The following is a 13,488-nucleotide window of genomic DNA, read 5'->3' as shown; positions in this document are numbered from 1 at the left end:
GTAATTCCCCTGCTCATGCTTGAATCGACGTTGAGATAGATACCGATGTCTGCGGACATTGAATACGCGAAATCGACGTATGCGGCATAAATCCCGTATATGCGTAAACCGCTGCTATCGGTGCACATCCAATGCCCGATCAATACGCAATAGGCGTCGGTATTAACAATGACATCCAACGCCCAGCAATAAGCCACAGAAATCACCGGATCCAGAGCAACTGCGCCACGCCATAAAAATATCTACTGGGGCTTTGAATTGGACGCGATCATCTCCATGTATGCATTGCCACCCATGGGAATATCATAACCTGGTGGCCCTTCCCATTGCCGCGAGACGCCGGTATTTCTAAGCATAACCTCAACCTTAATGCCGTCCTTAACCATGCTGTCTAAATTCCACTCGAAGTGATTTATGAGAGCCTGGCAGGCCACATGAGGTACTGTTGTCAATAATCTCAAGCTGGAGTTGTTTGGCGGTAACTTAAGCCTCGCGATCTCCGACATCGTCCATATAAATCTCCGCAACCTAAAATGCCAAAGAGACTCAAATTGAAGTTCAAGTTGAGCTGACAACAACGGGAAAGACTTACGAGTCGCACGCTGCCTACTTACTTTTCGCGGCAAAAGTGCAAGCATGTTACTGATATTTACTCGCACCTGTTTTTGGGTGATGCGGTACAAGTTCTCAACGCCCTCTATAAGAATAGTTGCGTATTTTTCGTCCTCATCGTTCACCGCCGGCTCGGCACTACTCTTCTGCATTACGTTCCCTGTAATTTTACTCAACAACCAGTCCTTATCGTTTTCGTTGAGCCAACGGGTTACTTGATAAGCACTTACCCAAAGATAGTCCATACCAATGCCTGGCTTCACTTCAAGTAGCATTGAGATTTTTTCTCGATAAGCCTTTTTCTTATGTTCTGGCAAAGTTTTCTCTTTAAGACGGACCGTCGGGTTTGCCGAGCTAGCAAGTAGAGACTCTTCTGCCAAGCATTTCTCAAACTTTTCTGCACATCCAAAAAGATGGAGAGATATTAAAAGATGCCTTGCCAACGGCATATCAATTTGACCTCTTGTTGTCGATAGCCTAATCCATTGACTTCGAATTCCAGCTGCGTATGCCAAATCAATTTTTGAAATAATTTTATCGCTGAACTTATCACGAATACTGCTAAATAATTTAGCTGTGCCAATTAGGTTCCCATGAACAAACCCTTGCTTCTTTGCTTGACGCCGATAACAAGCAGCCAAAACCGTATAATCTATCGATGGCAGATTGCGTTGCAGAATATCATTTACAAAAACTGCAAACTCGCGCTCTTCATTTGAGGCGAGTGAGCGGTTCGCAGGTTTAACAGCGTTCCACCCGCAAGCACAATCATCGGTCAACCCCGGTAACAATCGGTTTTTACGATAAAAAGGATGAGAGCAATTAGGGCAAGATTGAAGAAGTTCTTCACCATGTCGCCAGCACGCTGTAACGCCCGGTACATGATGAGCTCGGTGCCAATATGCGTAGCCACACTCTATGAGGTCGGCCTGCACACAGGCCAAGCAAATTTTAGCTCTGCTATTCCTCGTACCTTCTCTCCTAGGCACTCGAGCGACATCAGATAAAACCTTGTCAAACTCCTTAGAGGGTTCTTTTGATAATCCTATAAAAGGTTTGTAGGCTGGGAACGTAGTGTTAATCTCAAGCAACTCAGCCAAGTTGCTTTCTTTAACTCCCGGCAATCGAGAAGCAAGGTTTTCTAATTGCTTCGGTATGATAGATAGCTGAAATGGCGCAACGCCAAAAAGATCACGAAAGGTTTCTGCCTCGGTTTTGTTTCCGGACAAAAAATGGTATCTCGTAATACGAGATAATAGTGTCTCGTCTGGCATAGACATTGGGAAAAACAGAATACTGGACATGAGTAGCCGACTTTCTAACGTGGGTTCTGGTAGGACGCGAGTCCTGTGGATGGTGTTCTTTTATCACATATCACCGTGTACCCGGGTAAGGATTTTTAAAAATGAACGCCATACAGTAGCGAACAGCCAGCAATTATTTTATTAGAAAACAGCAGTTTTTACGCCAGAGTCAAAATACAATACACCACACATATAAATACTTTCACTGCACGCCTCGTCAAAATTCACACATCGAATCCACGCACAGCTCATATATATAGAGGCTTGTGCCGACGGCGTTACAGAGCAATATTCATACGCGGATCAGGGTGCATTCACTCATATTTGGAGTTTTCTGAGACACGCTGTTCGATACAGCGCTGATTGAGTGATTGGCTTGCCGTCAAGTTTTAGCTTCCGCTCGGCCCAGCTCAGGCGCCGCCGATGAAATGCATCAAGGGTTTCGCATTCGGCTGCCAGTGCAGCCGCACAGTGCGGCAGCTTGTTGAGCTGCTTTTCAAACCTAGATAACACATGAAGCTCTCTGCCTATTTTTGTCCGTGAGATGCGGACAGGTTTACCTGGAAGCGCTCGTAACATTTCAGCGCATTGAACCACTTCGTTGGCAAGGTCGAGGTCTTTGAATCTTTCTGCCTGCTGTCCGCGCGGTCTGTGGGCTTTACCTGGCTCTTGTGTCAGCTCGGACAGCCATTGCCGATCGTTTCGATGAAGCCACACATAATCTCGACACTCATGAGCTAGGCGAGCTCTGTATTCCCCGTCAAATCGGTTCCTCCTATCAACCAGAAGTTTCGAAAGCCTCGCCTCTTTCCATAGGTCAGGTCCATTCGAAATCGCGCGTATCATTCGATAGACGCATGTAACCGAGCTCCTTGTTTCTGACGCTATGGTTTTAGCGTTAGCCCCCGAGAGCGCCAGCGTCCAGATCGTTTCAGATGCCTCACTCATATACTCATTGGTGCTTGAGCGATTGGTTGGAGATCTGTTGGCAGCTCGTCCACAGGGAGTTTCGGTATTGGCAGTTCGACTAAGCGACTCGGTAATAGGACCGTTTGGCCGCAGTATCCTTTCCATGTCGACCTTGAGCGCACAGGCCAGCAGGATGAATTTCAGTGGATGATGGGTGCCCCTCGGCTTACGTAAAAGCTTCACAATCCAGGCCGCCGGTATATCCGCAGACGACTTGCTCAGTATCGAGTACTCCCCTGAGGAGGGGAGCCCCTCAAAGAATGCAGACATGTGTCGCGCCAAAATGCCTAAGTGCAGCCGACCAGTATCGGAAGCCATTTTCAAGGCAATAGCGCTATCCAGAAACACCGAGCGAATCGCATCAGGACATAATGGCGGAACATCGGTCTCAAGCACCTGCATCGAACGCTGCGCTATTTCGTGCAGAGCACTTTGTAGATTTTGAGGGATCTCTAGCGAAATGGAGTGAGACTGAACGTCCTCATCGTCCGGTAAATGCATTCTTCGAGAGTTTCTGCTCAACCAGCGGTAATCAAGGAGCCTCAACGGAGTTCCATGGTGGGGACAGATCAAAACGCCTGGAAGCTGATGCACACGGTGCCAGTACGCTGCTCCCACACAGGCCATGTCCTGTTCGACACAGTCGAAGCAAAATCGCACTCTCGAAGCAAACTGGAGTCGGCTCGCGATTAACCCCAACCTTAGCATCAACCCCTTGCCGTTTCCCGCCATCAAGATATTGGCGTCGCCCACCTGTTGCGGGGTCAAAAAAGGTTCGTAGTAGGGCAGTTGCGTATGGCGCTTTATAACAGCGGCTAGCGATAAGCCTGTATCACACGGCAGCGCCTCGACAAGCTCAGCTAGTCGACATGGAAAAGCAACGTTCTGCGAAAAGCATTTCGCGGACTGCGCTCCATCGAAAACTGCTGCGCAACTACGTACGCCACAGAGCCGGGCGTATCTTGAGAGAACGCTGTGAAGCGTCTCATCGTGGAAAACGGCCGGAAAGAAATGGAATTTGAGCCCCATTTCGTCACCCTTAATTCACCCCTTCCGATACAACGGAGAAAACTCAAAGAGATCACTGCTTATCCAACCGGCGCTCTTCAACGCCTCAATGGAGTCTTCACTTTCACTTAGCGCCTGTGCCTCTGAGGTCTCAACCGCCACCGCCGCAGGTGACTGCGATTTGACTTGGTTAACGGCCGCCACATTAGGTTTGGTAGCATTATTGTCGCTGCGACTGATGACACTGCGCAGCAATGCCAGTCGCTCCGGCCGAGCCACACCATCGAACGCCATCATGTCGCTTAGTTGGTCTTCAATCGGAAGCAAATCATCGAACTGCCGCATCCGTTTCGGATCTCGGCTTCGCAGAGCGGACAAAGCTGGCTTCAATATCTGCATCTTGGTGTTGCTCACCAACGCAATTGTCTCGGCGGTAACGCATTCCGAACCACTCTGGATCGCGTACCTTTGACTGAGCACCAAAAGCTTCACCAAAAAGTCGGTGACCCCTTGTGTATGCTCATACAGCGCATCAAACACATCCTCTGTCAGTTCGACCGGCTGCTGGTACCACTGATAGCTCCAGAGGTTTTCAACAAGCATGCGCCACTCGTCATCGTCCTTCTCAAAACGTTTAAATTCGAGTACCCCGACGCCGCAGCAACGCCTTGCGTTGCGCATGACGTCCGAAAATAGGCTGATCATCGAATTTGTCCCGATGAACACCACGGGAATGCCGATGTTGTTCACTAGATGGAGGAAGAAATTGAGCATGTTGTCCTTGCCCCCAGTTTTTGCAAGGTGCAGGTTCTGAAGTTCGTCGATCAGCAAAGCTCCGATGAAAAATGTACTCGCAACCTGTTCCATTTGTTGCAACGAGTCATTGATGTTCCGAGCCCTATACCGCTTGTAGTAATCCTCATCACCTAAAGCTCGCCCGACCGCATAGAAAAATTGCTGACAGAAGCCTGCCAGCGAACCATCTCGGGGGCAGTCAAGCTTGAGCCAGGTGATCTGGGTATGAACGAACTGCTTTCCTTCATAACGCTCGTGGCGAATCGTTTGAGGGTAGAGACTCAAAATGGCTTCGAGTGCGGTGGACTTTCCAATGCCACTAAGGCCAACCAGACTGAACGTTTCGGCAGTGGACTTGAATCCATCGTGGTAGCGCTGTGCGCCCGAAAGTGAGTGAAGATGTCTGACAGTGTCTGGAGAGGTCGGGTTGCGTCCGACGTACCCACGTCGTACCAGCAATGAAAATACGGACTCCAGATCCATGTGGACCAACAAAGGCTGGACCACCGTTCTCAAGCGGTCGATGCAGTGAACCCGAGTCGATCGGTCGAGGGTCAGCTCTTCTGGATCAACAGGACGGGGGAAGTTCGAGATTAGTTGCATTGCCACCTCTTCTGAGAAGATCGGTGGCAGCGCTTCGATGAGTGGATTTCCCGCGTAGTCCGCTATCGCCTGCTTCGTGTAGCTTGCGAAAACTTGGGCGCCTTTCATGAGTTTTGTCCTGGGCGGAGGCGTTTGAGCATATCGATAACCTGAGCGCTGCGAGGGCCGGCAAAGTTTTCTGAGCGATCTTGGGAGATCTCTGTCTTGAGCACAGGCGATTCAATCCTCACACCCTCTGGCACATGGGCGGTCTCACGCTCCTTGAGGCGCTCAACGGCGCGATTCTCACGAATATTTCCAATCATCTCAGCTTTGGTCGCAGGCGCTGGCTCATCATTTCGCTCAGCGATCGCACCGCTGACGACTTTATTAACTTCCTCCAGCAACGAAATCCGACTCTCCAGCTCAGCACGTTTATGAGTCGGTGGAGTCTGGCGGTAAGCTTCGAGCAGATCGAAAATCTCATCGGATCGATAACCAGCATACTTGCTATCAGACTTACGCAAATCGCAACGGATGAACTGTTTGTTGTCTCCCCGAATCCAAATATGTGCTGAGGAATTTGGGTCATACCAACACTCTATCGACCAAACCCCGCGGCTACGGGCCTTCGCAAACCAGTTGTTCTCGATCGCTACATCACAGACATAGTGCATCCCTCGGAATAGCACACCACCCTTTTGCACCGTCGCTTGCTCACGCGGAAGCAAATGGAGATAGACCATCTCGTCGGGATGATTGTTTGGTTCGACATGACCATTTTCTAATGCCCAAGTCCAGATACCTGACGGCGTCGGATCGACACCGTCGTTCATCATCTCTTGAGTGAGCCTGTCGGGCTGCCTGTTGAAGCGGTTATAGTGAAGGACACACTGGATGATAATCTTGGTGAACTCTTTAATGCTCAGCGTTGCATCGAGTCGGTAATCTCGCTCGCCACGTTCCTTCTCCCTAGCAGCTACACCACCAGGAAGCCACCTGATGCCTGTCAGGTTGTTCAGGATACCGAACCGGCTCTCAACCATCGACTTCCAGTCAGGGCGGTAAGGCGGAGCGATTCCCAGCTCGATATTCAGGCCAGTGGCAAGACCCTCAGCTGCTTTCCCCAACATCTCGCCTCGATCAGCGTAGATGTGATGTGGGAGGTGATGACAGGCCCATTCCTCTGAATCGATTGTGACCCCATTGGTAGCGCAAAACTCAACCTTCGAAGTGAAAGCGTTGAAAAGCGCTTGCCTGGCTCCGTTCCAACTCGGGCCCTCTAATCCGATATAGAGACCGACGATCATGCCGGAAAAGCTATCAATGACGACGTACACAACCGGCCGTCCAATGAGCATTCGCCTGGAGTATCCGTTCACGAGATAAATGTCCGCAATGGTGGCATCGATCTCAAACTGATGGCAGGGGCCACGAAGCCAGTCACGGACGGTTCCAGAAAGGGGGCGGCAATCTTTTAGCCACTTACGCATTCCCTTACGGCCACGTTCAGTTTCAACCTCGTCGAAATATTGCTTTCCCCAATAATCGAACTGTCTAAAGGAAGGAATTTCCGATTCGGGTAGCAAACGACCGCCTGATTCTGGATTTTTCGACAGGTCTTTCGCGGTATAGAACCTCCTGAGCATCTCAACATAGGCGTTGGTTATCGTAGAAGTCTTATCCCCGACAAATAACGAGTAGCCGATACGGATACAGCGCTTATCCACTGCATCGATAACCTTGGTCGGTGAAACGGCAATACCTTGATACCTTGGCTTCCTACCCGGGGGCTTTGCGGGATCATACTTGCGCTCAGGAACTCCGACGCCCGCATAGTTTTTCAATAGCGCATTTCGAACTTGGCCGTTGATCCAGTAACGGTACAGAAGCCGATAGATGCTCTTGCGCTGTATACCGAGCTCAACAGCTCTAGCGCCGACCATTTGACCCATCTCACCAGGAGCGAATATCTGACCTGGATAACCTGAGTCGATCAGGGGTGCGATGATGTTCCACTTTTCATCCCTTTCCCGCTTCTTTTTCTCATCCAAGTCATCCTCTAACACTAAGAGAAACTCAGGCGTAACGACCTTGGCTAGCTTCGTATCACCTGCAATGACGGATCCGCGAAGCTCCTCCAGGCCTAAACCAATCGGTTGGCGGGGCGGATCCGTTAATTGGATCAAAACGACCGCATCGTATCGCTCATTGAGGTACAAGACCCTAACGAAGCCCGGCACGACGGAAAACTCAGTAAGCGGTTCGAAACAATCATTGACTTGGACTTTCATGATAGGCCCTCCGCCGTCAGTGAAATTTTCATTGGTTTCTCAATGATTTCAAATGTTGGTAGTGGTGCAGTCATTTGAATGGGAGTACCAACCAAATCTACCTTGATCGACTTAGCCCATATCAGGTGATGATATAAAGCCCGAGAGTCTTGATAGGAGATAAATAAACGTGCGGCAATCTTTCGCAGAGATTCAGCAGTACTCCACGGGTAGGGACGACAGCTCGCTAAGTGCCCCAGAAAATCTGTGTGTAATGATGGCTCTGCCAAGGCGCGCGGCAGTTGAGCGAACTTCCTGAGTAAGCCTAAATTTTTGATCAAATCGGGGCTGAACATTTCTTCGGTGACAATGGCCCAATCAACGTGTTGGCCAGTCCAGAAACGCTTTTCGATCTCAAATTTTTCCAACGTCCTCCTGGCTTTTTTGCCTTCGAGGTCACTGCGGTATTTGATTGTTCTGGCTACGGATTTAAAGCTGCCATCGGGCTTTTTTATCGTTAATAAAAAATCCGTGGTCATAACGTAAGGAAGCACTGTCTTCGGATACTTCGGGTATCGCACTCCCATAGAGCTCGCGATTGCTTGAGCACTTTCTCGCGGTAGCAGTGGATACTGTTCGCGTATATCCACAACATTTTCCGAAAATTCACATACCAAAAAATAAGCGCGTTCGAGGTCAGAAAAGAGGTGGTGGAGACGATCGATCTTCACACCTTGGATCTTGTGGGAGCGTCCTCTGGAAGGCACGTCTTGGACGCGCAGCCACGGCAGATAACTGGCACCAGCTCCGCTACCGAATCCATTCGAAATATGCCGCTGAATATCTGTCTCAGACGAAAACCTACGACCGCGCAATGCTACCTCCTTCGTCCGCCGGGACCGCCTCTCCTCGCCCTGAAAAATAGTTATAGGAAAAAATCGCCCACCACCTGTTCATGGTACAGCCCTCTTTAGCCTACTCCCGGAGCGTGGCGAAGCGGAGAATCTAGACCGATGGCTCAGCCAAAAAATGGAAACCCCCGTAAATACGGGGGTTTCGGCCTTGTGTCAATCTATGTTACGGCGTGTCAATCTTTATTGTTAAGTGTCAATCTTTATTGTTAGAAGCCAAGTTGGGCCTCCAGAGTCTGCGGTATTACTCCACCGTCACCGATTTCGCCAGGTTACGTGGCTGGTCAACGTCAGTGCCCTTAAGCACAGCAACGTAGTACGACAGCAGTTGCAGCGGAATGGTGTAGAGGATCGGCGACAAGGTGTCGTGGATGTGCGGCATGTTGATGACGTGGGTGCCTTCGCCGTTAGTCATGCCGGCTTTTTCGTCGGCGAACACGATCAGTTGGCCGCCACGCGCGCGCACTTCCTGCAGGTTGGATTTGAGCTTTTCCAGCAGTTCGTTGTTTGGCGCGACGGTGACCACCGGCATGTCGTCATCCACCAGGGCCAGCGGGCCGTGTTTCAGTTCACCGGCCGGGTAGGCTTCGGCGTGGATGTACGAGATTTCCTTGAGTTTCAGCGAGCCTTCCATCGCTACCGGGTACTGCGCGCCACGGCCGAGGAACAGGGTGTGGTTTTTGTCAGCGAACAGCTCGGCGACTTTTTCCACGGTGCTGTCCATGGCCAACGCTTCGCCCAGACGGGTTGGCAGGCGGCGCAGTTCTTCGACCAGCGTAGCTTCGACGCCTTCGGCGAGGATGCCGCGCACTTGGCCCAAAGACAGGGTCAGCAGCAACAGGCCGACCAGTTGGGTGGTGAACGCTTTGGTCGATGCCACGCCGATTTCGCGACCGGCCTGGGTCAACAGGGTGAGGTCGGATTCACGCACCAGCGAGCTGATGCTGACGTTGCAGATGGCCAGGCTGCCGAGGAAGCCCAGCTCTTTGGCGTTACGCAGTGCGGCCAGGGTGTCGGCGGTTTCGCCGGACTGGGAGATGGTCACAAACAGGGTGTCGGGCTGCACCACTACCTTGCGGTAGCGGAACTCGCTGGCGACTTCGACCTGGCACGGGATGCCGGCCAGTTCTTCGAGCCAGTAACGCGCAACCATGCCTGCGTGGTAGCTGGTGCCGCAGGCGACGATCTGCACGTTGCGCACTTTGGCGAACAGTTCGGCGGCTTGTGGACCGAAGGCGTTGACCAGCACTTGGTTCTGGCTCAGGCGACCTTCCAGGGTGCGCTGCACCACGGAGGGCTGCTCGTGGATTTCCTTGAGCATGAAGTGGCGGAATTCGCCTTTGTCAGCGGCTTCAGCGCCGTCGCGGTATTGCACGGCTTCGCGCTCGACGGTCTGGCCGTTGATGTCCCAGATCTGCACGCTTTCACGGCGAATGTCGGCGATGTCGCCTTCTTCCAGGTACATGAAACGGTCGGTGACCTGACGCAAGGCGAGTTGGTCGGACGCAAGGAAGTTTTCACCCAGGCCCAGGCCAATCACCAATGGGCTGCCACTGCGCGCGGCGACCAAACGGTCAGGCTGGCTGGCGCTGATCACGGCCAAGCCATAGGCGCCGTGCAGGTCTTTGACCGTCGCCTTGAGGGCGGTGGTCAGGTCGCTGTGGTCCTTGAGCTTGTGGTTCAGCAGGTGCGCGATGACTTCGGTGTCCGTGTCGGAGGTGAACACGTAACCCAGGCCCTTGAGCTGTTCGCGCAGCACCTCGTGGTTTTCGATGATGCCGTTGTGCACCACCGCCAAATCACCAGAGAAATGCGGGTGCGCGTTGCGTTCGCACGGCGCGCCGTGAGTCGCCCAGCGGGTGTGAGCGATGCCGAGGCGGCCGACCAGCGGCTCGCCGGCCAGGGCCTGGTCCAACTCGCTGACTTTGCCCGGGCGACGCATGCGCTCAAGTTTGCCGGCATTCGTGAAGATCGCCACGCCGGCGCTGTCATAGCCGCGGTATTCAAGGCGCTTGAGGCCTTCGATCAGAATGGCAGTAACGTTACGTTCGGCGACTGCGCCAACAATTCCACACATGGTGTATCTCCTAGATGACGGCCGCGCATATCAGCGTTATGCCGCGGGCTTGGATCTGGTCGCGGGCCTCAAGCGGCAGGCGATCATCGGTAATAAGGGTATGGACGCTGCTCCAGGGCAGTTCCAGGTTAGGAATCTTGCGGCCGATCTTGTCGGACTCAACCATCACCACCACTTCACGGGCAACCTCGGCCATTACGCGGCTCAGCCCAAGTAATTCGTTAAACGTGGTAGTGCCGCGCTGTAGATCGATGCCATCGGCGCCGATGAACAGTTGATCAAAATCATAAGAACGCAGTACTTGCTCGGCGACCTGGCCCTGGAACGAGTCGGAATGCGGGTCCCAGGTGCCGCCGGTCATCAACAGCACCGGTTCGTGTTCCAACTCGCTCAAGGCCCCGGCAACGTGCAGGGAGTTGGTCATCACCACCAGGCCGGGCTGGTGGCCCAGCTCGGGAATCATCGCGGCGGTGGTGCTGCCGCTGTCGATGATGATGCGCGCGTGTTCGCGCAAACGCATGACGGCCGCCCGCGCGATGGCGCGCTTGTAGGCCGAGATCGGTTGGGCGGCGTCGCCGACAAGTTCCTGCGGCATGGTGATTGCGCCGCCGTAGCGGCGCAGCAACAAGCCATTGCTTTCGAGGGCTGCGAGGTCCTTGCGGATGGTCACTTCCGAAGTTTCGAAACGTTTGGCCAATTCATCCACACTGACTTCGCCCTGTTCGGTGAGCAAGGTCAGGATGTTGTGGCGTCGTTGGGGGGTATTTCGTTTCGACATTGTGATGATAAGTTTCGTTTCGAAAGATAACGAAGGCAATCAAAACCTATTGGCGGAAAATCGTCAAGCGGTGGATAGCGATTTTTGCTGCAGCGCCTGATAAATGTGGAAGCGGGCTTGCTCGCGATGGCGGTTGGTCAGTCACTGAATAGGTGACTGATACACCGCCATCGCGAGCAAGCCCGCTCCCACACTGGATGCAGGTTGCTTATGCAGCTGTGGATAACTTAGGTCTTTTTGATTTTGACCGGGCGTTTCCAGCCGTCGATGTTGCGCTGACGAGCGCGAGCGACGGCAAGTTGCGACTTATCCACATCCTGGTTAATCGCCGAACCGGCGGCGGTGTTGGAGCCGTCACCGATGGTCACAGGCGCAATCAGCGAATTGTTGGAGCCGATGAACACGTCTTCACCAATGGTCGTCTGATGCTTGTTCGCGCCGTCATAGTTGCAGGTGATGGTGCCTGCTCCGATGTTGCTGCGCGCGCCGATCACGGCATCGCCCAAGTAGGTCAAGTGGCCGACCTTCGCGCCCTCACCCAAGTGGGCGTTTTTCAGTTCGACAAAGTTACCCACATGGGCTTTGGCTTCCAGCACGCTGCCAGGGCGCAAGCGCGCGAACGGGCCAGCATCGCTGCCCTCGCCCATCACGGCGCCGTCGATGTGGCTGTTGGCTTTCACTACTACGCCTTTGCGCAAGGTGCTGTCCTTGATCACGCAGTTCGGGCCAATCACCACGTCGTCTTCGATGATCACGCGGCCTTCGAGGATCACGTTGATGTCGATCAGCACGTCGCGGCCTACGGTCACCTCACCGCGTACGTCGAAGCGTGCCGGGTCGCGTAAGGTCACACCTTGCGCCATCAGGCGGCGGCCTTCGCGCAGTTGGTAGTGGCGCTCAAGCTCTGCCAGCTGCTTGCGGTCGTTGGCGCCCTGCACTTCCATCGGGTCGTGAGGCTGTTCGGTGGCGACCAGCAGGCCGTCATTTACCGCCATTTCAATCACGTCAGTCAGGTAGTACTCGCCCTGCGCGTTGTTGTTGGACAAACGGCTCATCCAATCCGCGAGGCGATCGGCCGGCACCGCGAGAATCCCGGTGTTGCCTTCGGTGATGGCGCGTTGGGCTTCGCTGGCATCCTTGTGCTCAACGATGGCTGCGACTTTGCCGTCGGCAGTGCGCACGATGCGCCCATAGCCGGTAGGGTCGTCCAGCTCAACGGTGAGCAGGCCCATCTGGCCAGGCACCACGTGTTTGAGCAGGCGCTGCAGGGTGTCGACTTCAATCAGCGGCACGTCGCCGTAAAGGATCAGTACGGTGTCGGCGCTGATGAACGGTACGGCCTGAGCCGTGGCGTGGCCGGTGCCCAGTTGTTTGTCCTGCAATACGAAATTCAGGTCATCCGCCGCCAGGCGTTCACGCACCGCGTCGGCACCGTGGCCGATGACCACGTGAATGCGTTGTGGGTCGAGTTGACGAGCGCTGTGGATAACATGGCCAAGCATGGAGTTGCCCGCCACCGGGTGCAGCACTTTGGGCAAGGCTGAACGCATACGGGTGCCCTGGCCTGCGGCGAGAATGACGATTTCAAGAGACATGAATGGCTACCAATCCTGGGTGGTCCGGGTTCAGACCTGAGAAGTGTTTTGCAAAAAAAGAAAAAGGGTAGCCGAGGCTACCCTTTTTAATCAATCACACATGAAGCATTACGGCTGGGCCGCTTACTTCTTGCGGATCTGCTGGAGCGTGCGCAGCTGAGCTGCAGCCTCGGCCAGACGTACAGCAGCAGCGCTGTAGTCGAAGTCCGCGCCCTTTTCGTTCAGGGCCTTCTCGGCAGCCTTTACGGCTTCCTGAGCGGAGGCTTCATCCAGGTCGCCAGCACGTTGCACGGTGTCGGCAAGTACCTTGACCATGTTCGGCTGAACCTCGAGGAAACCACCGGAGATGTAAAACACCTCACGTTCCCCGCCTTGCTTGGTCAGAGTGATCGGACCTGGCTTCAAGCTGGTGATCAATGGCGCGTGGCCCATGGCAATACCCAGGTCACCGAGTTCGCCGTGTGCAATCACCATTTCTACCAGACCGGAGAAGATTTCCCCTTCCGCGCTGACGATATCGCAATGGACTGTCATAGCCATCTGATTGCCTCAACCTGATGAGCGCCCGTTGCCGGGCGCCGGGA

General features: G+C 53.6%; 9 protein-coding genes and 1 pseudogene. All 10 read right to left on the bottom strand.

The genetic code is table 11. The features are described 5' to 3' along the window. Positions 1 to 242: 242 nt before the first annotated feature. The gene (locus tag AO240_RS11310; RefSeq protein ID WP_074321233.1) at positions 243 to 1,916 is read right to left on the bottom strand and encodes a TniQ family protein; all 1,674 of its coding nucleotides are present in this window, start codon (positions 1,914 to 1,916) and stop codon (positions 243 to 245) included. A 318-nt stretch (positions 1,917 to 2,234) separates the two neighbouring features. After that, positions 2,235 to 3,386 carry a TnsD family Tn7-like transposition protein gene (locus AO240_RS11305; RefSeq protein ID WP_227496890.1) on the bottom strand — a complete coding sequence of 384 codons (1,152 nt, stop codon included), beginning with the start codon at positions 3,384 to 3,386 and terminating at the stop codon, positions 2,235 to 2,237. A gap of 54 nt (positions 3,387 to 3,440) precedes the next feature. Beyond that, positions 3,441 to 3,914: pseudogene (locus AO240_RS28940) on the bottom strand (TniQ family protein); the annotation flags it as partial. Positions 3,915 to 3,929: 15 nt separating this feature from the next. Then, the gene (locus AO240_RS11300; RefSeq protein WP_019334869.1) at positions 3,930 to 5,399 is read right to left on the bottom strand and encodes an ATP-binding protein; all 1,470 of its coding nucleotides are present in this window, start codon (positions 5,397 to 5,399) and stop codon (positions 3,930 to 3,932) included. After that, on the bottom strand, positions 5,396 to 7,564 hold the full coding sequence (locus AO240_RS11295) for a Mu transposase C-terminal domain-containing protein (protein WP_038444699.1): 2,169 nt from the start codon (positions 7,562 to 7,564) through the stop codon (positions 5,396 to 5,398). Before AO240_RS11295 ends, AO240_RS11300 begins: the two co-directional genes overlap by 4 nt. Continuing rightward, complete coding sequence (locus tag AO240_RS11290; RefSeq protein WP_061433812.1) at positions 7,561 to 8,418, bottom strand: TnsA endonuclease N-terminal domain-containing protein; 858 nt, start codon at positions 8,416 to 8,418, stop codon at positions 7,561 to 7,563. Before AO240_RS11290 ends, AO240_RS11295 begins: the two co-directional genes overlap by 4 nt. A gap of 280 nt (positions 8,419 to 8,698) precedes the next feature. Continuing rightward, positions 8,699 to 10,531: a glutamine--fructose-6-phosphate transaminase (isomerizing) gene (gene glmS / locus AO240_RS11285; protein WP_099236591.1), complete on the bottom strand. Its 1,833-nt coding sequence runs from the start codon at positions 10,529 to 10,531 to the stop codon at positions 8,699 to 8,701. 10 nt (positions 10,532 to 10,541) lie between these two features. Beyond that, positions 10,542 to 11,309, bottom strand: coding sequence for a DeoR/GlpR family DNA-binding transcription regulator (locus AO240_RS11280; RefSeq protein WP_058415805.1), 768 nt, complete (start codon positions 11,307 to 11,309; stop codon positions 10,542 to 10,544). A gap of 227 nt (positions 11,310 to 11,536) precedes the next feature. Then, positions 11,537 to 12,904: a bifunctional UDP-N-acetylglucosamine diphosphorylase/glucosamine-1-phosphate N-acetyltransferase GlmU gene (glmU, locus tag AO240_RS11275; protein WP_099236590.1), complete on the bottom strand. Its 1,368-nt coding sequence runs from the start codon at positions 12,902 to 12,904 to the stop codon at positions 11,537 to 11,539. Between the two features lie 123 nt (positions 12,905 to 13,027). After that, complete coding sequence (locus AO240_RS11270) at positions 13,028 to 13,444, bottom strand: F0F1 ATP synthase subunit epsilon (protein ID WP_032885166.1); 417 nt, start codon at positions 13,442 to 13,444, stop codon at positions 13,028 to 13,030. Between the last annotated feature and the right edge of the window lie 44 nt (positions 13,445 to 13,488).

The sequence above is a fragment of the Pseudomonas sp. ICMP 460 genome, from assembly GCF_002723595.1.
Taxonomy (GTDB): Bacteria; Pseudomonadota; Gammaproteobacteria; order Pseudomonadales; family Pseudomonadaceae; genus Aquipseudomonas; species Aquipseudomonas kitaguniensis.
Note: the sequence above shows the minus strand (reverse complement) of the source record. Positions and strands in the feature narration are given on the sequence as shown.